This is a genomic window from Bacillus sp. YKCMOAS1, from assembly GCF_030268125.1.
GTDB lineage: Bacteria > Bacillota > Bacilli > Bacillales > Bacillaceae > Bacillus > Bacillus safensis.
In genome coordinates this window covers 252,984-277,730 of the sequence record NZ_BSEI01000006.1, presented here as the reverse complement: position 1 = coordinate 277,730, position 24,747 = coordinate 252,984, and the positions used below count along the sequence as shown (strand labels likewise).

23 protein-coding genes, 1 pseudogene and 1 other annotated feature are annotated in these 24,747 nt (G+C 38.1%); of the genes and pseudogenes, 17 read left to right on the top strand and 7 right to left on the bottom strand.

Annotated features, from left to right (window positions below):
* Positions 1 to 6 precede the first annotated feature (6 nt).
* Complete coding sequence (locus tag QSJ46_RS17880; RefSeq protein ID WP_047202825.1) at positions 7 to 1,056, top strand: hypothetical protein; 1,050 nt, start codon at positions 7 to 9, stop codon at positions 1,054 to 1,056.
* Positions 1,057 to 1,270: 214 nt separating this feature from the next.
* On the opposite strand, the gene QSJ46_RS17875 is transcribed toward QSJ46_RS17880, so the two are convergent.
* The 3 genes from QSJ46_RS17875 to gabP form a co-directional block, all read right to left on the bottom strand.
* Positions 1,271 to 1,642 (bottom strand): carboxymuconolactone decarboxylase family protein, encoded by a 372-nt coding sequence (locus QSJ46_RS17875; RefSeq protein WP_039176890.1) that lies wholly within the window; start codon positions 1,640 to 1,642, stop codon positions 1,271 to 1,273.
* Positions 1,643 to 1,917: 275 nt separating this feature from the next.
* Complete coding sequence (locus QSJ46_RS17870) at positions 1,918 to 3,450, bottom strand: multicopper oxidase family protein (RefSeq protein ID WP_224930565.1); 1,533 nt, start codon at positions 3,448 to 3,450, stop codon at positions 1,918 to 1,920.
* A gap of 98 nt (positions 3,451 to 3,548) precedes the next feature.
* On the bottom strand, positions 3,549 to 4,937 hold the full coding sequence (gabP, locus tag QSJ46_RS17865) for a GABA permease (protein WP_073979373.1): 1,389 nt from the start codon (positions 4,935 to 4,937) through the stop codon (positions 3,549 to 3,551).
* 482 nt (positions 4,938 to 5,419) lie between these two features.
* Between gabP and QSJ46_RS17860 the strand changes: the two genes are divergently transcribed.
* From QSJ46_RS17860 to QSJ46_RS17790, 15 genes are all read left to right on the top strand, one after another.
* Positions 5,420 to 6,319, top strand: coding sequence for a cation diffusion facilitator family transporter (locus QSJ46_RS17860; RefSeq protein ID WP_034282879.1), 900 nt, complete (start codon positions 5,420 to 5,422; stop codon positions 6,317 to 6,319).
* Between the two features lie 102 nt (positions 6,320 to 6,421).
* Complete coding sequence (locus tag QSJ46_RS17855; protein WP_039176899.1) at positions 6,422 to 7,384, top strand: AAA family ATPase; 963 nt, start codon at positions 6,422 to 6,424, stop codon at positions 7,382 to 7,384.
* A complete protein-coding gene (locus QSJ46_RS17850) occupies positions 7,381 to 8,571 on the top strand; it encodes a DUF58 domain-containing protein (RefSeq protein WP_285605132.1) in 1,191 nt (396 codons plus the stop codon). Before QSJ46_RS17855 ends, QSJ46_RS17850 begins: the two co-directional genes overlap by 4 nt.
* A 9-nt stretch (positions 8,572 to 8,580) precedes the next feature.
* Complete coding sequence (locus QSJ46_RS17845) at positions 8,581 to 10,785, top strand: DUF4129 domain-containing transglutaminase family protein (RefSeq protein WP_285605131.1); 2,205 nt, start codon at positions 8,581 to 8,583, stop codon at positions 10,783 to 10,785.
* A 187-nt stretch (positions 10,786 to 10,972) separates the two neighbouring features.
* Positions 10,973 to 12,514: a glutamine-hydrolyzing GMP synthase gene (gene guaA / locus QSJ46_RS17840; RefSeq protein WP_047202820.1), complete on the top strand. Its 1,542-nt coding sequence runs from the start codon at positions 10,973 to 10,975 to the stop codon at positions 12,512 to 12,514.
* Between the two features lie 211 nt (positions 12,515 to 12,725).
* Positions 12,726 to 12,920 (top strand): hypothetical protein, encoded by a 195-nt coding sequence (locus QSJ46_RS17835; protein ID WP_285605130.1) that lies wholly within the window; start codon positions 12,726 to 12,728, stop codon positions 12,918 to 12,920.
* A 213-nt stretch (positions 12,921 to 13,133) separates the two neighbouring features.
* On the top strand, positions 13,134 to 13,457 hold the full coding sequence (locus tag QSJ46_RS17830) for a hypothetical protein (protein WP_285605129.1): 324 nt from the start codon (positions 13,134 to 13,136) through the stop codon (positions 13,455 to 13,457).
* A gap of 60 nt (positions 13,458 to 13,517) precedes the next feature.
* Positions 13,518 to 13,880, top strand: a complete 363-nt coding sequence (locus QSJ46_RS17825; protein WP_285605128.1) for a hypothetical protein — start codon at positions 13,518 to 13,520, stop codon at positions 13,878 to 13,880.
* A gap of 17 nt (positions 13,881 to 13,897) precedes the next feature.
* Positions 13,898 to 15,286: an FtsK/SpoIIIE domain-containing protein gene (locus QSJ46_RS17820; protein ID WP_285605127.1), complete on the top strand. Its 1,389-nt coding sequence runs from the start codon at positions 13,898 to 13,900 to the stop codon at positions 15,284 to 15,286.
* Between the two features lie 299 nt (positions 15,287 to 15,585).
* Positions 15,586 to 16,089: a peptidase gene (locus QSJ46_RS17815; RefSeq protein ID WP_285605126.1), complete on the top strand. Its 504-nt coding sequence runs from the start codon at positions 15,586 to 15,588 to the stop codon at positions 16,087 to 16,089.
* Positions 16,070 to 17,098: a replication initiation factor domain-containing protein gene (locus QSJ46_RS17810; RefSeq protein ID WP_285605125.1), complete on the top strand. Its 1,029-nt coding sequence runs from the start codon at positions 16,070 to 16,072 to the stop codon at positions 17,096 to 17,098. Before QSJ46_RS17815 ends, QSJ46_RS17810 begins: the two co-directional genes overlap by 20 nt.
* A 20-nt stretch (positions 17,099 to 17,118) precedes the next feature.
* Positions 17,119 to 17,322: a DUF3173 domain-containing protein gene (locus QSJ46_RS17805; protein ID WP_056705756.1), complete on the top strand. Its 204-nt coding sequence runs from the start codon at positions 17,119 to 17,121 to the stop codon at positions 17,320 to 17,322.
* Positions 17,322 to 18,578 (top strand): tyrosine-type recombinase/integrase, encoded by a 1,257-nt coding sequence (locus QSJ46_RS17800; RefSeq protein WP_285605124.1) that lies wholly within the window; start codon positions 17,322 to 17,324, stop codon positions 18,576 to 18,578. Before QSJ46_RS17805 ends, QSJ46_RS17800 begins: the two co-directional genes overlap by 1 nt.
* Positions 18,579 to 18,852: 274 nt before the next feature.
* Positions 18,853 to 19,488 carry a hypothetical protein gene (locus QSJ46_RS17795; protein ID WP_285605123.1) on the top strand — a complete coding sequence of 212 codons (636 nt, stop codon included), beginning with the start codon at positions 18,853 to 18,855 and terminating at the stop codon, positions 19,486 to 19,488.
* Entirely contained in the window at positions 19,488 to 20,492 is a 1,005-nt protein-coding gene (locus QSJ46_RS17790; protein WP_285605122.1) for a DUF262 domain-containing protein, read from the top strand. The genes QSJ46_RS17795 and QSJ46_RS17790 overlap by 1 nt, the downstream gene beginning before the upstream one ends.
* A gap of 6 nt (positions 20,493 to 20,498) precedes the next feature.
* Here the strand turns inward: QSJ46_RS17790 and QSJ46_RS17785 are convergent, their stop codons facing one another.
* Genes QSJ46_RS17785 through QSJ46_RS17770 form a run of 4 tightly spaced genes read right to left on the bottom strand, consistent with a single transcriptional unit; the run spans position 20,499 to position 23,960 of the window.
* Entirely contained in the window at positions 20,499 to 20,738 is a 240-nt protein-coding gene (locus QSJ46_RS17785) for a hypothetical protein (protein WP_285605121.1), read from the bottom strand.
* Complete coding sequence (locus QSJ46_RS17780; protein WP_047202819.1) at positions 20,731 to 21,207, bottom strand: YbaK/EbsC family protein; 477 nt, start codon at positions 21,205 to 21,207, stop codon at positions 20,731 to 20,733. The genes QSJ46_RS17785 and QSJ46_RS17780 overlap by 8 nt, the downstream gene beginning before the upstream one ends.
* 2 nt (positions 21,208 to 21,209) lie before the next feature.
* On the bottom strand, positions 21,210 to 22,298 hold the full coding sequence (locus tag QSJ46_RS17775; RefSeq protein ID WP_285605120.1) for a helix-turn-helix domain-containing protein: 1,089 nt from the start codon (positions 22,296 to 22,298) through the stop codon (positions 21,210 to 21,212).
* A complete protein-coding gene (locus QSJ46_RS17770; protein ID WP_285605119.1) occupies positions 22,299 to 23,960 on the bottom strand; it encodes a 2-isopropylmalate synthase in 1,662 nt (553 codons plus the stop codon).
* Positions 23,961 to 24,016: 56 nt separating this feature from the next.
* Positions 24,017 to 24,281: a binding site (T-box leader), on the bottom strand.
* A gap of 249 nt (positions 24,282 to 24,530) precedes the next feature.
* Between QSJ46_RS17770 and QSJ46_RS17765 the strand changes: the two are divergent.
* Positions 24,531 to 24,708 (top strand): annotated as a pseudogene (locus QSJ46_RS17765) (GMP synthase (glutamine-hydrolyzing)); the annotation flags it as partial.
* Positions 24,709 to 24,747: the final 39 nt, after the last annotated feature.

The window sequence follows — 24,747 nt, the reverse complement described above, 5'->3', positions numbered from 1 at the left end:
AAGGCAATGAAAAAATCAACATGGTGGATCATCACAGTCATTGGCGTCGCAGTGATTGCGGCAGTTCTTTTCTTCATGATGAAGCCGGGGCAAGAGGCAAAACATGCAGGGAAAGTTAAAACAAACCAAGATGCAAAAGACGAATTGCTTGTTTCATTTACAGATCAAAAGTTAAACAATACTTATTACTTGCATGATCGGGCACTTCATACGGAGAAACTGACAGCATACCCTTCGATTGCTTATGATTCTACGAAACAGGTTTTATATTACACGTATACAGATGAAGATACGCAAAAGGTGAGTATTCGGGAATTAAAGGTGAAATCTGAAGAAGAAAAAACACTGTTTACGAGTGATGATTCCATCGACAGTATGAGGCTGTCTGGTGATGGGAAGAAGTTATTTCTTAGGTATAACAAGGATTCTGGAGAGCAATTTTATGTTGCGTCTTTTGATTTGAAAACACACAAAATGAAGGAGCTGTATCCAGAAAAAAGCAAGGACGATACGGTGAGTTCTTTTGCATATGATCCGACTTCAAATGATTTGGCGATCCAGCATTATTCTTTAAAAGAAGATTATCAAAAAACCGATGAAGCGAATGAAAAGGGCAGAGATCCTGAACCAACAACCATGAAGATCACCCTTCAGACAGGTGAGAAGGGGAAACGCATTGCACGCATCTCACAAACGATCAATGATATCTCATTTTCTCCAGATCATAAGAAATTGATTTATACAGAAGTAAAGGTTCGTAAAGAAAAAGAAATATCCTCTATAAAAATGCTTGATGTAGAAACAGGAAAAACGACGACACTCGTTAAAAACAGTCAGGATGTTCATATTTTAAGTGCTGCACAGCCACAATTTTCTACGGACGGGTCGTCAGTTTATTTCTTAGGTGTTGCAAAGAACGCAAAAGAATTAAAGGATGACACTGGACGAAAGGCTAAGGTAAGAACGATTTTTGAATACAATATGAAGAAGAAAGCAGTGGAAGCCGCTTGGGAGAAGGATGGCGGAATCATTAACAATTTCACTGTCAATCGATAAAGGAAACGTTCAGTTATCTATATAACTGGGCGTTTTTTTATTTTTCACTTGAAATGCTTGAGAAATGGGGGAATTTATAGGAAGAAAATCAGTTTTTAAGCAGTGATACGAGTGCTATTTTCATATTTTGCTTATGTGACAGAGGAAAAGAAAAAGGGTAATATGAGTGAACATAAAAAAACGAGAGGACTGATGACATCTCGTTTTCTCTGTTTTATTTGTTTTCATCTAATAAGTTTTGAAAGATAAACAGGGCATTAATGGAGTGAGGGAAGCCAGCAACCTTTGTACAGTGTTTAATAATCTCCATAATCTCTATGACAGAAAGTCCAATATGTAATGCTTGTTCAAAATGAGTCTTTAAGTCTTCATCACAATCGCCTTTTGTGATGAGGGAAGATAATGTGCTGATGGCCTTTTGTTTTTCATCTAATATGAAGTGATTGAATTCTTTTTGTTCACTGAGTTCAATGGTTAGTTGTTCAATGTTTGACCGAATGCTCTCGTTCTCATGAATTGAAAGCTTCTCTCTGTTACCTGCCGCTGTTTCTTGTTTGACCTGGCAAGTTTCTTTTTCTTCATTCAAATTGAACTCCTCCGTTTGTTATCGCAATTTTCCATTTGTTCGTTCATTATGGCTTATGTGCCTTTTGATAGATGTAATGGGTATATAGTAGTATTATCGGTTTGCTGCGTCAACTTTTTAAGTGTGTAATGCTCTTCAAAGGAATGATTCATGCGATTTATTTTTCCATTTTGAAATGGATCATAAAAGGGCTAATGAATAGATGTCCGTTAGCCCCTTTGTAATCAGTAGTTTCATAAAAGTTCTACGCATTTAGCGGAAGAGTGGTTTCATTTTTAATGAATGATATCCATCGGCCTCATCATGTCATAATCTTCATGCTCTAAAATATGACAATGCCACACATATCGGCCGGTATATGGAACAAATCGAGCAACGATCCGAATGACTTCACCTGCATGCGCCTGAATGGTGTCCTTGTAGCCTTGTTCATGTAGAGGAGGCGCTTCGTTTGGTCCTGTATACACGATTTCTCCTGTCGATTGATAGACTTCTGTATCAAACGGCCTTCTGTCTAAAACCCTAAATTGAACAAGGTGCAAATGAATAGGGTGTGTACCCCTAGTTGGATTGACGATAGACCAAACCTCTAGACTGCCAAGACGAGGATTTTCCGTGACAGGGTCATTCCAAAATTGGTTATCGAGCAATAGGATAGGGCGGCCGTATTTATCCTGTGTGCCGGTAAGTGTGAGTGTACGCTCTCTATCAGCTCGACTTGGCCGAAGCGGTGGCAGCGGTTTGAAAATCGGACGTAATGTCTTAGGTACCCTTCCTTTTAGCGGACGTGTGACTTTGAATTGCATAATGTTCGCATCTGTTTCAGGATTCACATCCTGTCCGCAGCCGGCTGTATTTTTGAGAGTGATCGTTTTGTTTTCGTAAGCTGAAAAGTCGATGATGACATCGAAACGTTCAGCAGGTGCGATGCTAAATGATTGATGGCGAACGGGTCTTGGCAAAAAGCCCCCATCGGAACCAATTTGCATGATTGTAGCGTCGTTATCTAGATGCAGCTCATAAGTTCTAGTATTGGACGCATTTAAAATACGAAAACGGTATTTTCGCGGCTCTACTTCTAAATACGGCCATACTTTTCCATTGACTAAGATTGTTTCTCCACAAAAAAAGGGCACGATGGATGGATCTGGTATGTCACTGTCTTCTGGCGTGTTGTTTGGTCTGCTAGGATAAAACAGTGAGCCATCCTCCTGAAATGTACGGTCCATAATCATTAAAGGAATGTCATAGTCATCTTTCGGAAGCTCTAAAGACTTTTCAAATGCATCTGATATCAAATAAAACCCAGCTAAACCGGCGTACACATTTAGTCGTGTCAATGCCATCGCATGATCGTGATACCACAATGTACAGGCTTGCTGATGATTGGGGTATACGTAAGTCTCTCTTTCAAAGAAGGGGCCGGTTGCTTCAAAGTCCCGTGAAAACCAGGCTTCTGGATAGCCGTCACTGCTTGCTGGTGTGACACCGCCATGCAGATGAACGACTGTTTTGACCTCTGGTTCATCGTGATGCCCAGGATGAATGGTGTGATCGACAGGGAGGAAATGTTTCAATGGCAATTTGTTCATCCATTTCACTTTGACCTTTTCATTTCGATTGGCTTTAATGGTTGGACCAGGCAAGCTGCCATTATAGGTCCATAGCTTGGTTGGGGGCAGGTCTCTATGAACTTTTAAGAATACCTCCTCCATAGCAATTTCATAATACGTTTGTCTTGGGTTCTTTTTGACGGGCTCCGCGACTTCTGGAATTGGAAGCTCGTCAACAAATTTTTCTAGGTTCATGTTGACTAATCCTCACTTAAATACAATTTGATACAGTATAAGTGCGGACATCCAAATAGGTGAATAAAATAAAAAAACCCGCTTTTCAGCGGGATAAATTAAGGGTGTTTATTTTCAAGCGCCGCATTTGCAGGCACTTTTTTATTCGGTTTAAAGATAAAATAAGCAGCCAGTACGCTAAAGGTAATGATACTCGTCAAAATGAGCTGTGGCCGCATGGATTCGATAAACAGCATCGATGTCAAGATGGCGCAAATGACCAAAATAGTAAAGTACGTGAGGTATGGGAACAGCCACATTTTGATTTTAAGCTGTTCTGGATTTTCTTTTTCGATTTTACGGCGCATTCTTAATTGTGAAACGGCGATGACCAAGTAGACAAGAAGGGCAATGGCGCCAGATGCATTGACTAAGAACAAGAAGATGGTTTCAGGATAAAAATAGTTCATCATGACAGCAATGTAGGAAAAGAAGGTACCTGCGACTGTAGCTGCTACAGGAACACCACGTTTGCTGATTTTCATAAAGCGTTTCGGTGCTTCGCCTCTTTCTGCTAATGAATAAAGCATTCTGGACGTTGTGTACAATCCGGAGTTTAAACAAGATAGAACAGCTGTTAAGACAATGACGTTCATGACTTGAGCGGCTGATGGAACACCGATGTATTCTAATACCGCAACGAAAGGGCTTGTTAAAATACTTGCGGAATTCCACGGAAGCAAGGTGACAACGACAGCAATTGATCCGACATAGAATACGATAATACGCCATACAACAGAGCGTGTGGCTGTCGTCACAGATTTGACTGGGTCTGCTGATTCACCGGCCGCTATGGCCACAATCTCCGTTCCCATAAAGGAAAAGATGACGACGACGATTCCGAGTAACACAGAGCTGAATCCATTTGGAAGAAAACCGCCGTTCCCTGTGAGATTGGCAAGACCTGAAGTATGATGACCGCCAAAACCAAAGATAAATGCAAAACCAATGAGTAGAAAGAGAATGATGCTGACGACTTTAATCAATGAAAACCAATATTCAAATTCGCCAAAAGATTTAACAGAAAAGATATTTGTTAATGTTAAGAGGATTGTGAGGATAAGACTTGTGAGCCAAACAGGTGCATCTCCATACCAATATTGAATAATGGCTGCACCAGCAATGGCTTCGATGGCGATGACGATCACCCAGAAGAACCAGTAAAGCCAGCCGATTGTAAAACCGGCCCATGGACCGATAGCATCGCTCGCATATTGTGAGAAAGAACCGCTTGTCGGATAGGCACATGCCATTTCTCCGAGCATTCTCATAATAAAGATCACCAGAAGTCCGGCAAAAGAATAGGAAAGAATGGATCCAGGCCCTGCAGAATGAATGACAGCGCCGCTACCAACAAATAGCCCTGCCCCAATGACCCCAGCAATGGAGATCATCGAAATATGTCTTGTTTTAAGGTTTTTTTGAAGACCGTTTGTCATGTTGGACATTTCTTTACCTCCAAACATTTCTCATGAATAGAGAATTTGTTTTTAGAATATTTTAAATTTTATCACACTGAATTGTCATTCAGCATTGGACAGGTTATCAAACTGACATTTCAAACCTCTTAACATGATGTTAAAAAGTATAAAGGATTTGAGAGATTATGTTCCCTCTTTTCCTTCGGATGATTCTTAAAATAACATAAAAAAGGGGGTGGGGAAGTTGTGTCACAAAATAAAATTATTCTGATAATTTCCCTAAGGAGAGAGATTTGACGATATGTCCATTTCGAAGAGAATTGGAAAAAGGTTGATAGGAGTAGGTCTTGAGGTCATTTGACCTTGTAAAAATAAGTTTACTTAGGTCAACACATTTCTATTTATCCTATTTTGCTGACATAAGCGAATCATGTTGCTGTAGACCCACACGGGCTTTGCTTTGTAAGATAAATAATAGAAAAGTGATGTGTGAGGAGGCGCGGTTCGACATGGAGCGCTATAACGAATTAAGACAAGGTGAAACGGGTGCTTGGGTTAGCATCATTGCCTATGTGATCTTATCTGCGGTCAAACTCATTATTGGGTACGTGTTTCATTCAGAGGCCCTTTCGGCAGATGGATTGAATAACACGACGGATATTATTGCATCCCTTGCTGTGTTGATTGGGCTGCGTATTTCTCAAAAGCCGCCTGATGAAGATCATCCATACGGTCATTTTAGAGCGGAAAATATTGCGTCTCTTGTGGCTTCCTTTATCATGATGCTTGTTGGGCTTCAGGTTTTGCTGAGTGCAGGGAAGTCGCTCTTCTCATCTGAGCATCAAACGCCGGATATGATCGCGGCTTGGACGGCAGCAGGAAGTGCTGTTGTGATGTACGGTGTGTATATTTATAACCGCAATCTGTCCAAACGGATCAATAGCCAGGCACTTCATGCGGCAGCTGCTGATAATAAATCAGATGCGTATGTGAGTATTGGAACATTTGTAGGAATTATGGCTTCTCAATTTCAGCTGGCATGGATTGATACGCTTGCAGCGTTTGTCATTGGCTTAATTATTTGTAAAACTGCATGGGAAATTTTCAGAGATGCTTCTCATTCGTTAACAGACGGTTTTCATATCAAAGATATGTCTAAATATAAAGAGACCATTGAAGCAACACCAGGAGTGGGCGATTTAAAGGATATTAAAGCGCGTTATCTTGGAAGTACAGTCCATGTGGATGTAGTGGTTGAGGTCGAGCCCAACTTGAACATTGCAGAAAGCCATGATATTGCAGATGAAATTGAACGCAGAATGAAACAGGAGCATGATATTTTACACTCTCATGTTCATATGGAGCCAGCAAGTGAGCCGAAAGAAGAGAAGAAGTCTTTTCCATCGTGAGAAGGCTTCTTTTTTATACGTGCTGATGTTATATGCAAATGCGTGTTGTATGGTAAAGTTAGACTATATGAAATTTGACAGAAACGTGATAGGAGGATCAGGATGGCATTTGAAGAACCGATGCATTCAGATTTACAAAAAATCGTAGATAACATCAATAAAGTCATGGTTGGGAAAAAAGACATTGCGATATTAAGCCTTGTTGCGATTTTGGCGAAGGGGCATGTGCTGCTAGAGGATGTGCCTGGTGTAGGGAAGACGATGATGGTTCGTGCTTTGGCAAAATCCATTGGCTGTGAGTTTAAGAGAATCCAATTCACTCCTGACCTTTTGCCTTCAGATGTAACAGGCGTGTCGATTTACAATAAAAAGACGAATGAATTTGAATTTAGGCAAGGACCGATCATGGGGCAGATTATTTTAGCTGATGAAATCAACCGGACCTCTCCTAAAACACAATCAGCATTACTTGAAGCGATGGAGGAAGGCAGTGTCACAGTGGACGGAGAAACGATGCCGCTTGCGGATCCATTTTTCGTCATGGCGACGCAAAATCCAGTGGAATATGAAGGAACTTATCCGCTGCCAGAAGCGCAAATGGACCGGTTTTTATTCAAGCTGCAGATGGGATATCCGACCATGCTAGAGGAGCTGGAGGTGCTCAACTTGCAGGAGAAGCAATCCCCGATTGATACGCTCCAAGCTGTCATGACAAAGGAACATATCCATGCGTTGCAACAGGCTGTTCAAACCATTCATGTGGATGCATCCATTAAAGAATATATTGTTGAAATTGCTCAAGCGACGCGTAAACACCCATCTGTTTATCTAGGTGTGAGTCCAAGGGGATCGATCGCCTTGATGAAAGCGGCACAGGCGTATGCGCTTTTGAATCAGCGCGATTATGTGATTCCTGATGATGTACAGTATTTGGTGCCTTATACATTACCGCATCGTATGATTTTAACATCAGAAGCGACATATGAAGGGAAGAAGGCGGAGACACTGCTGCGACAAATGCTAGAGCAAATTGGCGTGCCAGTTCAAAAGTCGATGACTCAATGAAGTCACGTCATCGTTTAGCAGTTTCATTATGGTTACGGGTGATGATGCTCATCATTCTCACTGCGGCAGCCTTTTGTTATGCCATGTTTCAGGGAGGGTTTGTGAGCTGGTTCCTTTTTTATGCATTTTTACCATATGCTTTGTATGCATTGCTGTTTGCGCTCGTACCGCTTCGCGCGACAGCCAAGAGGGCATTACAGCAAACCCATTTGAAGGCGGGGGATGTGCTGTCCGTTGACCTTGAAATCAAGCGGACACATCCATTTCCGTACGTTTACGTCATGATAGAGGATGCTCCGCCAGACACCTTTCATTTACAGGAACAGATTGAAATGAAGCAAATGCTGTTTCCTTGGTTTCGGAAAACATGGCGATTTTCTTATCAATTGAACGATATTCCGCGGGGAGAGCATCATTTGACAGCGATTAGAATCAAAACGGGTGATATGTTTGGGTTTGTTGAAAAAGAAATCATCATTCCGCTAGAGAAAAAGCTGCTTGTCTACCCAAAAGTGCTAGATATCCCTGTAGAGCCTGCTGAGTCAGTGAGTGAAAATGGAGGCAAAGCGGTTCACTCGTGGTTAAATGAACCGACCCATGTGACAACAGGCGTACGGGAATACCAGCAAGGAGACCGGTTTGCTTGGGTGGATTGGAAGACGACGGCCAGAAGAGGCCAGCTGATGACGAAGGAATTTGAACAGAATCAAGCACAGGACCTTGTCGTGTTTGCTGATTTTACTGATCAAGCTGTTTATGAAACAGTTGTATCTATTACAGCATCTGTTCTTCAAACGGCTGTGAAAAAAGGAGTGCCGTCAGGTCTTGTCCCACTAGGAGATCAGCATGCCTTTCGAGTCGATCAAGGAGAACTTCATTTACAGGACATGCTTTATTATTTAACAAGGGTACAGCATCAGCCTTCCCGCGCACTAGAATATAAACCGTTAGCAGCGAGTGAGTACCAGCATTCAGGAAAATATGTCGTCACAGGTCAGCTGCAGGAGGAATTTGCGGCAAGTCTCTTTGGAAATCGAAATAGAAAGAACATCACCGTGCTTTTAGTGAAGAAAGCCGTTGACCGTTTGACGACAAAAGAAAAACAGCTTGCAGACCGGCTCAAGGCCTCTGGAATACGCATCACCCTTTTATTTGAAGACCGGCTGCACGAAAGAACTGTGAGGTGACAAACATTTATGCTGCATACGCATCTGCGGCAAAGCCGTTTTGAATTGTTCATCTATTATGCTGTAGCTTTTCTGCTGCTATGGGAGTGGCTTCGTCCACTTCAAGATTTTACAGAGACGAGCCATACGTCTTATTTCATCATTTTTATCGGGCTTACGTGTTTGTTTACGTTCTTTCGTCTGAAGTGGTATGTGACGTTTCCTATTTGTGCTGGACTGATTTTGCTCGCCTTATATTTGATCTTTTATCAATCAGCGCCAGGCTATCCGTCTGCTTTGTTTGCTGATATTAAGGATAATATCACGTTAATGAGCATGGGTATGTGGAGTGATATGTATCCGTCTTTCCGTACATTGTTGTTTTATATTTTGCTGTGGCTGCTTGTCTACTTGCTTCATTATTGGGTGGTTTATCAGCAGCGTATCTTTTTCTTTTTACTGATGACGATTGTGTATGTCACGATTCTTGATACGTTTACGCCATATGATGCGACCTTTGCGATCGTTCGTATTATGGTATTTGGCTTTTGTTTGCTTGGATTGCTGTATTTCGATCGACTGCGTTCAGCTGAGGGCGTTCGAGTGTCTCAGAAAGCGCGTCTAAAGTGGTTTTTCCCCATGCTGGCGCTCGTCCTTCTATCAGCGTCACTCGGTGCTTCTTTGCCAAAGTCTGATCCGAAATGGCCCGATCCTGTCCCGTTTTTTAAGGCGGTCACGAATCAAGATGGGACAGCCGGGCAGAATAAAGTGGGATATAGTGCAGATGATTCGGCGCTTGGCGGACCGTTTAGTGAGGACCGCACACCTGTCTTTAAATGGAGCGGAAAGGAGCCGTCTTACTTTCGTGTAGAAACAAAAAGTATTTACACAGGAAAGGGCTGGGAGGATGCATCAAATGATACGAAGCCTACTCGGCTAAAAGGCGCCGAGGTTACGAATAGATGGTTTACCAATCGTGTGAAAACAGAGGTACATGAAACAAGAGTTGATATAGAATCGGACTATCGATTTAATCATGCCGTCTATCCAATTGGGATGATTTCATTGACACCAATGGAAAACATTCCGCTGCAAATCATGGGCAAAACGGAGAAAATTGTCCCGTCTATGCAAAACCCACCCAAAAATTTAGGGAACTATCAAGTCAGCTTTTTATCCCCTACATTTATCCTAGAGGATTTGCAGAGAATCAAAGTACCGACAAAAAAGCAGGTGAATCAGCAGGTTGGCCGTGAATACTTGCAGCTTCCATCCTCACTCCCAGAGCGTGTGAAAACTTTGGCAAACAGCTTAACGGAAACGAAGGATAATATGTATGATAAAGCGAAAGCGATCGAGGATTATTTAGGATCTGCGAAGTTTTCATATGAAACGCAAAATGTCGCTGTGCCTGGTCGTAATGAAGATTATGTGGATCAATTTTTATTTGATACGATGATTGGCTACTGTGATAATTTTTCAACCTCTATGATCGTGATGCTTCGATCGATCGGGATTCCGGCGAGATGGGTGAAGGGATATACGTCTGGTCAGTTATATGAAACACAAATGGATGGAAACAATGTGTATGAAGTGACCAATAACAATGCGCATTCATGGGTAGAGGTTTATTTTCCAAACAGAGGCTGGGTCACCTTTGAACCGACAAAAGGATTTACAAACCCAGAGACATTTACGAATGAAGCCGTTTCAAGCGATCAAACGGATGATCAAAAGGAAGAAGAAAATCAGTCTAGTTCTGATGCAAGTGAAGAAAAGCAGCAAGACCAGCCGCAGCAGCAGGAGACAGAGCAGCCGGCACAACCAAAGGAACAAACAGCGAAGGCAAAGCCAAATATGGTACATGCTGGTTCAATTGCAGGATATGCGGCAGGAGCTATTGTCCTGCTTGGATTCATCAGCTGGATGCTTTATCGATTCAGAATAAGATGGCTGCCATTCTTTATTGTAAGAAAGGTGAAACGTCTGCCAGAGGATGAAGCATTCTTCTATGCATATGCGGCTCTATTAAAGCAGCTAGGGCGCAGGGGAATTGAGAAAAAGCCAGGTATGACGCTAAGAGAATTCGCTTCTTTGATCGATGACAAGGATGGAGATCATGACATGTCAGAGCTGACGCAGCTCTATGAACGTGCGCTTTATCGGCGAGAGGATTCGTCGGCGCTTTGGCAGCAGTCGACAAAGTTATGGGAAAATTTAATAAACAGGAGATAGTCTTGACCGCGTACCTTCCTGTTGTTAGAATAGGTGAATATTAAAACCTTCTAAAAATACATGAAATTGAAGCGTTCGGATGTGAGTCTGGGCGCTTCAAAAGCGTGATTCACACTGAGAGCAGGTTTTCTCCTCTCATTTTTTCTGTGCGTTTATAAAAAACTATATTGGACATAGAGGTGACACCATGACAAATTTAGTAAATGAAATGATTTTGGTTCTCGATTTCGGCAGTCAGTACAATCAGTTGATCACACGCCGTATTCGTGAATTTGGTGTGTACAGTGAGCTTCATCCGCACACTTTAACTGCTGAAGAAATTAAAAAAATGGCGCCTAAAGGAATCATCCTTTCTGGTGGACCAAACAGTGTTTATGATGAAGGATCTTTCCGCTGTGATGAAAAGATTTTTGATCTAGGCATTCCGGTTCTAGGCATTTGCTACGGCATGCAGCTCATGACTCACTATTTAGGCGGGAAAGTAGAAGCGGCCAGCCAGCGTGAATATGGAAAAGCAGATATTCATATTAACGGAACACCTGCTTTATTCAAAGATCTTCCTACGGATCAAGTCGTTTGGATGAGCCATGGTGACCTCGTAGTTGAAGTACCAGAGGGCTTTACAGTCGATGCAACAAGTGCACATTGTCCAAACTCAGCGATGAGCTTAGCTGAGAAGAATTTCTATGGCGTTCAATTCCACCCAGAGGTACGTCACTCTGAGTACGGAAATGACCTATTGAAAAACTTTGTCTTCGGTGTGTGTGATTGCGATGGCAAATGGTCAATGGAGAACTTCATTGAAATCGAAATGCAGAAAATCCGTGAAACAGTAGGCGACAAGCAAGTATTGTGCGCACTAAGCGGCGGTGTCGATTCATCTGTTGTGGCGGTATTGATCCACAAAGCCATCGGCGATCAGCTGACATGTATTTTCGTTGACCACGGTCTTCTTCGCAAAGGCGAAGCAGAAGGGGTTATGAAAACATTTAGCGAAGGTTTCAACATGAACGTGATTAAAGTAGATGCAAAAGATCGTTTCTTAAACAAGCTAAAAGGAGTGTCTGATCCTGAGCAAAAACGTAAAATCATCGGTAACGAATTCATCTATGTATTCGATGACGAAGCGGACAAGCTAAAAGGAATCGACTACTTAGCACAAGGAACACTTTACACAGACATCATTGAGAGCGGAACAGCAACAGCGCAAACAATCAAATCTCACCACAACGTAGGCGGTCTTCCAGAAGACATGCAATTCGAATTGATTGAGCCACTCAATACGCTATTCAAGGATGAAGTCCGTGCCTTAGGTTCAGAGCTTGGCATTCCTGATGACATCGTCTGGAGACAGCCATTCCCAGGTCCAGGACTAGGTATCCGTGTACTAGGTGAAATTTCTGAAGAAAAACTAGAAATCGTCCGTGAATCGGATGCGATTCTACGCGAAGAAATTGCCAACTTCGGCCTTGAGCGCGACATCTGGCAATACTTCACGGTTCTCCCAGACATCCGCAGCGTAGGTGTTATGGGTGACGCAAGAACATACGACTACACAATCGGTATCCGTGCTGTTACTTCTATTGATGGTATGACGAGTGACTGGGCAAGAATCCCTTGGGACGTACTTGAGAAGATCTCGACTCGTATCGTGAATGAAGTGAAGCATATTAACCGCGTGGTGTATGATATTACGAGTAAGCCGCCTGCTACAATAGAGTGGGAATAAACACGTATGTTGATTTGATTAATTTAATTTGATATAGGGCTAGTTTCTATGTATAAAGAGTGTGAAAAAAAACATGATTTAATATAGATACCCCCCAATAACCCCACCAATATATAGGTGGGGTTATTTAATTATGAAAAAAATAATGTGGATGCTATAATAATATCAAAGCATCTAAAGGATTCCTAAATGCGTATAAGGAGGATGAAATATGGCTAAAATGGGAAGAAAAGTTTCGTACAATTTAACCTTGGCTAATGAAGAAAAGGAAAGAAAAGTTAGAGAAAAGTGGGAGGAAGAAGGTGGAAGAGTTACAACTGCATATGTATTGAATAAAGCTATGGCTCTATTGTATGAGAAAGAGTTCCCAAATGAAAAAGATATAGATAAAGTAGAGAATGATTAGAATTAATTCTCTTTCTGTTATCACTTAACTAGTCCGATAAGTTAGTCTTATCGGATTTTTTATTATGGTTTTTAGGGTGATTAAAGAATATTTTAGATTATTAAATAATATTATAGTTGACCTAAGAAGATTTTAATTGTACTCTATAAGAGTATTTAAGAATCCTTAAGATTCTTAAAGAGTATTAAAAGGTATTAGGAAAGGGGAATAGAAATGAATTTAAATTTTGAAGGTGTATTGGGCAAGCTTCTACAAGGAGAATATTCAGCAAGAACGATTCGCAAAGTCCATGGTCAAGAAAGGAAGATTAGAGGAATAAAAAACATTCCTCATTATGACCTTGAAGAGACTGCAAGAAAAAAGTTAGAGGAGATATTCAACGCAGGTAAAGTCTACGGTAAGTATGCAAGAGAGACCTTATGTGCTTTACAGTACTGTTCAAATCATCATCATTATTTAACAGATTCCTTATTGATAGACGATATTGTTGATCATAAGAGAATTGTTTTTAACAACTATCTCATCGAGTATAGGTAATCAAAAAAGAGGGTAGCTAACTAGTTACTCTCTATTAACTAGGGAAATAAGGAGATTTTAATGAAAAATAAAATTAAAGTGATAAACAAGTTCATCTTTGAAGTAGCCATAATTCTTCTACCTTTTACGATTGTTTATTTGATATTGGGGAATTGGCTGTCAGGTATTACGGATTTTGGTAGAACTTATGTGTTTTCATCTGATGTAACTAATCTTCGTGAGGTTTATGGGACAGGAGTAAAGTATGGCTGGATAGAGTTTGATACCTTTGGACAAGGTTTTAAAAATTACAGTTTTGATGTTTCCCATGTATTTTGGGGCGGATTAATATCTGCAATTCTTCTAGTTTTAGTTGGCAAGCTAATTCATGTGGGCCTTGTTAAATTATTAATAAATCGAGTAAATATTAAAAATAGAATTTGAAAGGGCGTTAGTAATCCGTGAAGCTAGAGGCACTAAAGAATATCCTTAGTAGAAGGCAGAGTGAATGGCATCATGTTGTTTTTCCGCGCAGGAAAATGAATTTATTAAAATATCTCCTTGGAGTATTCATATTTGTGCTGACAGCTTTCTGTGGAATGGTGTCTAATGCTATTCCTCCACTAATAATTAATATTCCTGTGGTGTATCGCTCAATCAGTTTTAATGGTTTCGTTAATCTAATCATCATCATTTTTTGGGCGATATCCATTTATAAAAGTATAAGGCTCTACTTTAACATTGTTAAGAATCCTAAATCATGGATTGCGAACAATTTAGCTTATATGATTGATACTTTGAAATTATATGACGAGGAATACTTTGAATCTATTAAAAACGATAAAGTTGTTAGGGAGAAGAGAATTGTCAGAGTAATCCGCATCCAATATAGGGAAACAAGTAGGCATGTGGTCGTAAGAATTTTACGTGATGGTGACAGGTTTACTAAAGAAGCAACGAAACTAGGAGAGAATTTAGAAGCTGCTTTAGGCTTGGAGCTAGACTCTACCAATAAGACAGTGGATTATGCTGAATATGTATTTTTAAAGCACAAAGATGAACGTATAGATTTAAATTCTACTGTAACTAACGTAAATGATTCAGATGAAATCAAAATAACTGGCAACATATCTTATGAGCTTCATAAGGTTCCCCATTCTCTCATTGTAGGAGGCACTGGATCGGGCAAGTCTTTCTTTATATTGGGTAAAATTGTTAATTATCTGAAGTTAACTCCGCAAGCTGATTTGCGAATTATAGATCCTAAAAAAGCCGATTTGAGTCTGTTTAGATTTGTTACTGGATTTGAAAATAAAGTTGCAACAGATGCTAACCAAATATGTCGAATTCTTAGGGAAACTGTCGAGTTGATGGAACGAAGATATACGGAGTATTTTAATGATATATCAGCTTTCGGAAAAACGTATCGAGACTTCAATTTGCCTGTTGTTATTGTGATATTTGATGAATTTTCAGCTTTTATGCATTCAGTGGATAAGAAAATTGCTAAAGAAGCATTAGATTATGTATTTACTCTAGTTATGAAAGGTAGACAAGCAGGAGTAATGATCGAGATCCTTATGCAACGTCCATCAGCAGATGATCTACCTACGAATATAAGGGCACAAATGGGGTTTAAAGCTGGGTTAGGTGCTATGGATTCCATTGGCTATAATATGATATTTGATACGAAAAACGTTGAATATAAAACTGTCACAGAAAAAGGTGGAGGTTACATACAACTAGATGGCAAACACACTTCTCCAGTTTATTTCGAAACGCCGTATATAGACAAAGATTTTGATTTTATAGCAGAAATAGAAAAACTAATGAGTCAGAGAGTAAATTAAGTGTTTAATGCTATTCTTGTCAAACAGCTACAGCCAATATTGACCGTCAATTTTTGTGAAGGTTTGGGGCGGTGGCAGAGCCATCCGAACGGAGTGGTCGAAAACGTTCACAAAAAGTGATGGCCAGTTGAGCGATTTTTGCTCAACATGAATCGAAAAATAGGGTCGCACCAGTTGGGTAACACTGGTGAATCTCCCTCAACGAAAATGCTCGAAACCCTTGGTGCTCTTGGGTTAGAGGGCTGTGTGGAATCCCGAGAGTTGGGGATTTAAAAAATGATAAAGAGGTGTCTGTAAAAATGGGAAAACTAATATTAAAATCGTCTAAGTTACATTCGTTAAATGACTCGGAAAATGTGGATTTAGCTGATTTCCACTTTGATATTAAACAATTTAAGATTCCTACAGCCATGCTGATTCAGAAAGACGGCTTTACTACTCGAATTGAGAAAGAAAAAAATCTAAATGGAGAGTTAGTTGAAACTGGAAAGTATTCTGTCACATTTAAAGTATATGATCGTCCATTTATCGAACTCGTCTTACAAAATGGCGGTACTGAGATTGGCTCTCCTATTACTATAATAGTTGAAAAACAAGATAGCCTACCTATTTTAGATGATTATGAAGATGGTGAGTTCATTCCGATTTCTTTTGCAGGACTAAAAGTGAAACCTAAAAAGGTTCAAAAGAAAGCCTTTGTTGGGCAAGGTAAGCCAATGATTGATACATGGCAGTATTCAGAGCTTAAAGTTGAGGCTGATAGTTATATTATTGGTGAAGAACATGAGCCTAAATCGAAGTAATCAGTGTCTTATTGATTACTTTCGTTGTTCAATTCCGAATAGTGAATTTCCAATCGTTGCTAATGAAATTTTAGGAATCCCTATCTCTGAATTTTCTTCAGAGATTAAGGGGTCGCCTTATCCAACATACGATAGGTGCATTAGCTTTGCGAATATAAAACTTCACTCTTCAGGAAATCATGGAAGCATTCTTGTAGATATGTCAGGACAAGCTTGTCGACAGTATGAGGAATACATGTCAAGAATTGATGGATGGCATTGGTACAAATTTGTATCATTTATTTTAGGAATACAAGGGAAGGTATCAAGGATAGATTTGGCATTAGATATATTCGATAATGCTTCTCCATCTGTAAAAAAGCTACAGGATTATGTGAAACGAGGGCAGTTGAGTACGAAAAGCCATAAATATGTTGAAATAAATAGTGGAAGGATTCTTGATGGGAAACTAACAGGATTTACGTTGTACGTAGGATCATCTCCTCAAATTTTACGAATTTATGATAAGAAACAAGAAAGGCGAGATAATGCAGATGAAGTTGTGAACGTTGGAAAATGGGTTAGATGGGAATTGGAGTTGACAGGAAACAAAGCAATGTTAGTTGCACTTCAAATCTCAAATGGGAAACCATTGAACGCTATAGTTAAAGGTGTTCTATCAGCACATTATTGTTTCAAGAGGCAACCTAAGAATGTTAGTGAGTTACATAACAAAAATAGGCTTCCTACAATGAAATGGTGGGAAAAATTTATAGAAGGTATTGAAGAAATACCTTTGAAAGTACATCGTGAAAAGTTAACTTTAAAGAAAAAGAAAAAATGGGTTGAACATTCAACTGTAAAGTCAATAAGTATGATCTATGAATCATTTAGGCGAGTATACGGTGAAAAATATGCTGAGGAATATTTGAAAGAGTTAGTACATATAGGGAAAGAAAAAATCACTGAGTCTGATCAATCATTAATCGAGCAACGTGTTTTAGAACTTGTAAGCGAGGATGAATATTAGTGTGGAAAGGGATATGTGTGATGGGTACAACAATTTGTAAAGATGATTTAATAAAACTAGGCTATAAGAAATATCAAGCTATTTCGCTAATTAGGCAGGCAAAAGCAATCATGGTACAAAAAGGTTGTCCGTATTATAACAACAAAAGGCTGGGGAGAGTACCGAGGGATGTGGTTGAATCAATTTTAGGAGTTTCCCTTTTGGCAGAAATGAGTAACTCCTAATGAAAAATAAAACGCAACAAACAACGAAATACCCTGGTGTATATGTTGATGATAAAGGAAATTTCTTTTTTCAATCAGAATTTGGTATTGATCGAATTACGGGAAAACGAATACGTAAAAAGGGAAGAAAAGATGTTAATGGTAAGCCTTTTGCTTCTGCATTTGAAGCAAACAAAGAGTTAACTAGATTAAAAAGAGAATACCATAAGGTTAACAGTTATTCTAACTATAAAATGACTTACGAACAATTTATGAATAGTGTGTACATACCTTATTATCAAACAAATGTTGAGGAAAGTACATTCTCCGTTCGAAAAAGAATATTGGAGAAGATCAGGGATAGATTTGCTTCTATCCCTCTTCGTTCAATTTCAGTTGAAGACGTACAGCATTTTCGCACATGGTTATTAACAAGTAAAGAAAATGGTGGTGCTGGGTATTCACAATCGTATGCAAGTCTAGTCTTTGGAACGTTCCGTAAAAGTTTAGATAAAGCTGTGGAAATGCAATACCTAGAAATGAATATTTCTAAGAAGGTTAGAGCTATTCCAAAAGGTAAGGCGATTGTTTCGTATTGGACGAAAGAAGATTTTGAAAAAGTGATAAACCAAATTTATATAGAAGATTTTTATGAACATTTGAATTTTGTTATGTTGTGGGTCTATTATATGACTGGAATACGAGTGAATGAAGGCACTGCTTTATGGTGGAATGATGTCGATTTGAAAAATAAACGTTTACGTGTCCATCATATGTTAATTATGAAAACGAGAAGTGAATGGAAAAGAAATTCGTATACAAAAACGGAAGATGGAAAGAGAATAATTGCACTTGATGATGATACAATAAATATATTAAAAGCATGGCGAAATCGACAATTGGAGATAGGGTTAGGTAATTCAAACGACTTTATTTTTAGTTATGATGGATTGCCAATGATTAAATCGACAATAGGCAGAATCATTAAACGTTATTCTAAATTCGCAGGAGTAACAAAGATTCAAGCAAAAGGATTGCGTCATTCTCATGCTTCATATCTAATCAATGAATTTAACGTTTCTGTTCTTGTGTTATCACAACGTATGGGGCATTCAAGTCCAGAGATTACTTTAAAACACTATGCCCATATGTGGAGTGGGGCAGATACTGCAATTGCTGAGATAATGGCGGGGAACATTAAAATTAAAACAGCTTCAAAAACGAAAATTAAATTTAATGGCAATCAATCATTAAATAATGATATTGTAAGAGGATAACCTTATTAAGAATGAAAAAGAGCGTTGGGACAAGATTTAAAGTCCAGAAAAGTAGAGTCTGTGTACAATTTTTTAGTTTCTCTTCAATCAATTTTATTTTATCAAAATATCATTTATGTCGATCCTTTAGCCTTCTAAGAGTAATTTTTCTTTAATAGGATTCAATGTAGTGATTTTTCAAGGTAGTTTTTGCAAAAGTTGTGACAAGAATTAATTAAAATCTATAATTGTTCCACTACAAAAATTAAGTAACTGACTACGAAGGAGGAATAAAGTGGTTGAAGTTGATGATTGTATTGATATTAATAATCGTATAAATGAATTTAAAGAATATCTTAATGATGATGCAAATTCAACTCAAGAGATAATTGATAAGTATTTAGTGTTTGGGACTCCACATATTTACTCAAATCAGGAGGTTTTGTACTATAACTTAAAACAGAAAGTTGCTTCCTTTTTTAATGTGAATCAAAGGGATATTTTCATGATAGGTTCTTCCAAGTTAGGATTCAGTATCTCTCCCTCGAAATTGTGGAGACATATAGATGGAGATCCTAAAAAAGATTCGGATATAGACTTAGTAATCATCTCTGATGTAATTTTTGATAAATATTGGAAGTCGATTTTCTCCTTCATAGAAAAAACAATACCTACTAGTAATATTGATGAAAATCATGTGAAATTCTTAGAATATTTTTTTAAAGGTTGGTTAAGACCAGATAAATTCCCACATAAATATGAGGGATCAGACGAATGGTTTGAATTTTTTCGTGAGATATCCTATAAAGAAGAGTTTGGTTCAAGGAAAATAGCTGCTGCTATTTATAGAGATGAGTACTTTTTCAATGCATATAATACAAAGAATATTGATGGAATTAGAACAAATTTAAAAAATAGGGAGGGTTTGTAATGATCGGAATTGGAAGTAATAAAAAAATAATTGATATATATAATGAGATTAAAGCTGGAAATTTAAAACTACAACCAGATTTCCAAAGAAAATTAGTTTGGAATAAGGACCATAAAGAAAGTTTTATTGAAACAATCATTCTTGGATTACCTTTTCCTGAGGTATATACTGCGGTAGGGGAGATAAATCTTGAAACTAGGAAGACGGAAGTTCTAGTAGTCGATGGTCAACAAAGATTATCAACTATATATGAGTATATAAATGGGGCAGATACCATTACATACAAAAAAATAGAAAAATTCAAAGATTTGTCACCGGAAGAACAAAAGGATTTTTTTTATTATGTAATTGTAGTTAGAGACTTGGGACATCTCCCTTTACCAGATATTAAACAAATATTTAGAAGGATTAATTCCGTCGATTATGCATTAGGGGCTATGGAAATAAATAATGCTCTTTATGATGGAGAATATATTTCAACAGGTAAAGTCATTGTTGATAAATATAATTTATGTCATACGTTTAAGGAAACAGAAGTTTCGAGAATGAAAGATCTTGAATTTATTTTGGCAATAATGGTTACAAACGATACAGGTGGTTATTTTACTGGTTATAGAGAAGTAGAAGATTACGTTAGAAATTATAATGATTATTATAAGGACAGGGAAAAAACATTAAGGTCTTTTGAAAAACTTTCTAATATAATTGATTCACTTAATCTTTTAGAAGATTCTATATGGTTAAATAGCCGATCGTGTTATTTCACCTTATTGGTAGAATTACTTAAAGTATCTGATAATATTTCTATTGAAAATGATTCTGGAAATTTGAGTGAATTGCTTAATGAGTTTAATAATAAGGTAATGGAGACTCGAGAAATAATTAAAGAAGGGAGAGAAAAATATTCAGCGTTTTATAAAGCTATGTATCAAGGCACTAGCAGCAAAAAAAATAGGACTTTAAGAGGGAAACTCTTAGCAGAAGAACTAAAAGATTATAATTAATTTTACTTATTCATTTATTGAGAAGAAGAAACAGGCGTTTATCTTTTTGGATTGCTTTTCCCACCAAATAAACCACCAAAATCTTATTGTATATAAAAAATGTTGTAAAACAAGGGTGGGTGAGTATCGTCTATTATCGAGTGGGAATAATTGTAAAAGAGCTAGAAACCTTTGTGTATCAAGGGTTTCTAGCTCTTTTTTATTTTTAACTGCACTTTTTCCTTCCGTCTTCATGTGTTCATTCATCATTCCATCCCTTACACACATCAATCCATTGTGAATAACCGGAGTGTTTTTCTAATTGTTTTATTGTGAGTTCAATAGCACTGTTACTGCTCCCGCAGGCTGGATAGACTGTCTCAAAACGTTTGAGTGAAATATCTAAATAAACGGAAACGCCATTCTTTGTAGCGAAAGGACATACTCCGCCAATTTCATGACCGACCAAGTCAACAACCTCATGAGGAGAAAGCATTTTAGCTTTTGTTTTAAAATATTCCTTGAATTTTTTGTTATCAACTTTTGCATCGCCAGAGGTCACAATTAAAATAGCTTGTCCATTTACTAGAAAGGAGAGTGTTTTTGCGATTCTTTCAGGTTCGCAGCCCAGTGCAGAAGCAGCCAAGTCTACGGTTGCACTAGATACTGAAAATTCTTGAATTCGCGTATCCATATCATATTGTTTAAAATAATCTTTTACTTTTTTGATTGACATGATCATTTCTCCTTTTTATTAGTATTGATTTGACATGATCTATTTTTTAAACGATATTGATGTGGTGTTAGGTGATACTTTTTCTTAAATAAACGAATGAAATGCTCTGCATTTTGATAACCAACGGCTGCCGCAATATGATCTACTTGTAAATGGCTACAAGTGAGCATTTCGCAGGCTTTTTCCAATCTTATTTCTTGTCGAATCTCACGAAATGATTTGCCAAGCTTACGAGCTATATATTTTGACAGATAAGATTGTGAAAGGTTAAATTCCTCTGCCATCTCCTGGATGGTGATATGCTCACAACATTGCTGAATATATTGTAGCATTTGAATCATACGTATATCACTAGATTGTTTGACCTGATTGACGTTCATATGGCTTGGTTTGAATCTTAATAAGAGACATAATAATATCTCAAACACATTATTCATAATCAACTGGTAACTAGGGAACCGATTATAATTTTCTGCAAATAGTTGAAGAGAGCAGTCTAGCAAATGTTTATCCAAGTGACTATGGAAAATAAGAATATTTTTATTTTCTTTTATATACAATGCATTCAAAAAGAACTCTGAAATGACATGATTTCCTTTTAACATTTTAAAAAACACTTTTTGAAAAGTACTCTTACGAATCATGATTTGCATTGCGATTGTATTCTCCATTACAATTGGCTTGTGAATTGTGTTAGGTGGAATAAAGGCAATATCTCCTGATTTTAAAGCCATTTTTTTGCCTTCCACTTCTACATACATCTCATTTTCCAGAACATAGATCATCTCAAAGAAATCATGGATAGCCGACAATTGGGGCATAAAGCGGCTATACTTTCTCACTTCGATATCTTTCTCCTGATCTAACCACATGGTATCTTCCTTTTCAAATTCATTCTGCCCTTTTAGCAAAAATTCTTCTATATATATTTGTTTATGCATTAGACTGTGTTTATCATAATCCTTCAAAAATAATTGCAATGATGTGTTGTCATGCTTTTTCAGTTGGTATTGTTGATAAAAGATTTCTTGTTCGTTATATTCTCTTAAATATTGCATCACTTCATGTTTTTCAAGTTTATCTTTTTCCATCTACATCCAAACCTCTAGTTTATTTACTGCCACCACCAGGGCCTTTACTGTTGCTTCTATAATATCTTTATCAATTCCCGCACCCCAATGCATTTTTCCTTGAGATGAAATTCCAATCTGTGCACAGGCTTTTGCTTCGGAATCCTTGCCCAAAGAATTCTGTTCATAGACTTCCAAAACATACTCGAGATGAAAATATGCTTTTAACGCATTACTGATGGCATCTAAACTTCCAGTGCCAGTTCCTTGTATTTCAATTTGTTGCTGATCTCTCAGCAAAGTTAAGGTGACTTCCTGCTTATTTCCCTTATTAAATTGATAATCAAGCAGCTGGAAATGAGGGTGAAAATCAACATACTGCTTTTCAAAAACATGATATATTTCTTCGATAGACAATTCCCTATTTGTCTGATCAGATACTTTTTTCGCTGCATATCCCATGGCTTCATTCATTTGATAAGGAAGTTTAATGCCATAATTTGTTTCTAGTATATAGCCTATGCCGCCTTTTCCAGACTGGCTATTGATTCGAATCACATCCGTTTGATAGTTCCTCCCCAAGTCAACTGGATCTACTGGGATATACGGAACGTCCCATTTATCAACATTATTTTCTTTTCTATATTTCATCCCTTTAGATATCGCATCTTGATGTGACCCAGAGAATGCGGTGAAAACCATCTCCCCAGAATAGGGCTGCCTCTCAGGAACAGTGATTTTTGTTAGTTTTTCATATTTTTGACGAATAGCTTCTAGGTTATTGAAATTCAATTTTGGATCATAACCTTGTGAATACATATTCATCGCCAAGGTAATCAAGTCTACGTTCCCTGTACGTTCACCGATACCAAATAATGTACCTTCGACTCTTTCTGCGCCAGCTAGAACACCAAATTCTGCATCACTCACCCCAGAGCCGCGGTCATTATGAGGATGAACAGATAATGTCACACTGTCTCGGTAAGACAGATTTTTGTGTATATACTCAATTTGACTTGCAAAGATATGAGGCATTGAATATTCAACTGTTGTCGGAATATTGATGATTGCTTTATGAGTTGGTGTCGGTTTCCAAATATCTAAAACACTATTACAAATATCTAACGCATAATCAACTTCTGTTCCTGGAAAGCTTTCTGGACTATATTGAAAATAAATATCACTATTTGTTCTTTCGGCAAGTTCTTTTACTAAAATAGCTCCATCAATGGCAATTTGTTTAATTTCATCTTTTGTTTTCTTAAATACTTGTCTGCGCTGCGCTTCTGAAGTCGAATTATATAAATGAACAATCGCTTTCGGCACCCCCTTAATGGCTTCGAAGGTTCGGCGGATAATATGCTCTCTCGCTTGCGTAATCACCATAATCGTGACATCGTCTGGAATCATATGATGATCAATCAGTGTCCGTAAAAACCTAAACTCCGTATCAGAAGCAGCTGGAAATGCGATTTCAATTTCTTTAAAACCTATCTCTACTAATAACTGAAACATTTCCAATTTTTCTTCTAAGTTCATAGGAATAGGTAATGCTTGATTTCCATCCCGCAAATCCACACTGCACCATATCGGAGCACTTTCTAAAGTTTCTTTCTTCACCCAATCATAAGTAAGGTTCGGTGGCAAAAAGTATTTCTTTTCGTATTTTTTGTGGTTAAACATCATCGATTCCTCCTGTAATTGGAATATAAAAAAAGCCTATCATCTCCAAGATTTAACTTGGAGACGAAAGACTTCTTCTTACGCGGTACCACCCCTGTTTCATGATAACCATACATTATCATGCCCTTATTCGGATACAGATTGTTTGATCTTATATCCTTCCCATATAACGGTGGGGTGCCGACCTTAACTACATCAATACTTTTCATTTCACTAAGGCTACTCTAAGGTGAGTTCCCTGCCTTTTTGTTATTGCTTCTCATCAGCCAGCAACTTTCTGAAAACATTTCGGCAAGTACTATTCCTTATCATCGCATTCTCATTTTTCTGATTTTTTCTATTATACCAAGTCTACAAAAAAGAGATAGGGATAGAGATATCTTTTTTAATTGATTTTTTTTGTCCTCTGGGTGCCTATCTTCATTTTTAATTTTATTTTCTTTGAGCCCCTAAACAATCAACTAAATATTTCACTGTGACCCATACTTTTATTTGGTTCTCTTTTTCTTGAAATGCTTTAATGAATGGCTAGGTATAATCTTTTACATAAAGTAGTGTCATAGGATACGATACACAATCGGCATCCGTGCAGTTACATCTATTGATGGTATGATGAGTGACTTGGGCAAGAATCCCTTGGGAAGTGCTTGATAAGATATCAACTCGTATCGTCAATGATGTGAAGCATATTAATCGCGTGGTGTATGATATTACGAGTAAGTCGCCTACTAAGATTGAGTGGGGGTAGGCATACAAAAGAGCCGGGTTCGTTTGATAACAACAGTTT

What these genes read in the sequence shown, in the direction of transcription:
- QSJ46_RS17880 (WP_047202825.1), top strand. Translation starts at nt 7, where the DNA reads ATGAAAAAATCAACATGGTGGATCATCACAGTCATTGGCGTCGCAGTG.
- QSJ46_RS17870 (WP_224930565.1), bottom strand. Translation starts at nt 3,450, where the DNA reads ATGAACCTAGAAAAATTTGTTGACGAGCTTCCAATTCCAGAAGTCGCG.
- gabP (WP_073979373.1), bottom strand. Translation starts at nt 4,937, where the DNA reads ATGTCCAACATGACAAACGGTCTTCAAAAAAACCTTAAAACAAGACAT.
- QSJ46_RS17860 (WP_034282879.1), top strand. Translation starts at nt 5,420, where the DNA reads ATGGAGCGCTATAACGAATTAAGACAAGGTGAAACGGGTGCTTGGGTT.
- QSJ46_RS17855 (WP_039176899.1), top strand. Translation starts at nt 6,422, where the DNA reads ATGGCATTTGAAGAACCGATGCATTCAGATTTACAAAAAATCGTAGAT.
- QSJ46_RS17850 (WP_285605132.1), top strand. Translation starts at nt 7,381, where the DNA reads ATGAAGTCACGTCATCGTTTAGCAGTTTCATTATGGTTACGGGTGATG.
- QSJ46_RS17845 (WP_285605131.1), top strand. Translation starts at nt 8,581, where the DNA reads ATGCTGCATACGCATCTGCGGCAAAGCCGTTTTGAATTGTTCATCTAT.
- guaA (WP_047202820.1), top strand. Translation starts at nt 10,973, where the DNA reads ATGACAAATTTAGTAAATGAAATGATTTTGGTTCTCGATTTCGGCAGT.
- QSJ46_RS17835 (WP_285605130.1), top strand. Translation starts at nt 12,726, where the DNA reads ATGGCTAAAATGGGAAGAAAAGTTTCGTACAATTTAACCTTGGCTAAT.
- QSJ46_RS17830 (WP_285605129.1), top strand. Translation starts at nt 13,134, where the DNA reads ATGAATTTAAATTTTGAAGGTGTATTGGGCAAGCTTCTACAAGGAGAA.
- QSJ46_RS17825 (WP_285605128.1), top strand. Translation starts at nt 13,518, where the DNA reads ATGAAAAATAAAATTAAAGTGATAAACAAGTTCATCTTTGAAGTAGCC.
- QSJ46_RS17815 (WP_285605126.1), top strand. Translation starts at nt 15,586, where the DNA reads ATGGGAAAACTAATATTAAAATCGTCTAAGTTACATTCGTTAAATGAC.
- QSJ46_RS17810 (WP_285605125.1), top strand. Translation starts at nt 16,070, where the DNA reads ATGAGCCTAAATCGAAGTAATCAGTGTCTTATTGATTACTTTCGTTGT.
- QSJ46_RS17805 (WP_056705756.1), top strand. Translation starts at nt 17,119, where the DNA reads ATGGGTACAACAATTTGTAAAGATGATTTAATAAAACTAGGCTATAAG.
- QSJ46_RS17800 (WP_285605124.1), top strand. Translation starts at nt 17,322, where the DNA reads ATGAAAAATAAAACGCAACAAACAACGAAATACCCTGGTGTATATGTT.
- QSJ46_RS17790 (WP_285605122.1), top strand. Translation starts at nt 19,488, where the DNA reads ATGATCGGAATTGGAAGTAATAAAAAAATAATTGATATATATAATGAG.
- QSJ46_RS17785 (WP_285605121.1), bottom strand. Translation starts at nt 20,738, where the DNA reads ATGAATGAACACATGAAGACGGAAGGAAAAAGTGCAGTTAAAAATAAA.
- QSJ46_RS17780 (WP_047202819.1), bottom strand. Translation starts at nt 21,207, where the DNA reads ATGTCAATCAAAAAAGTAAAAGATTATTTTAAACAATATGATATGGAT.
- QSJ46_RS17775 (WP_285605120.1), bottom strand. Translation starts at nt 22,298, where the DNA reads ATGGAAAAAGATAAACTTGAAAAACATGAAGTGATGCAATATTTAAGA.
- QSJ46_RS17770 (WP_285605119.1), bottom strand. Translation starts at nt 23,960, where the DNA reads ATGTTTAACCACAAAAAATACGAAAAGAAATACTTTTTGCCACCGAAC.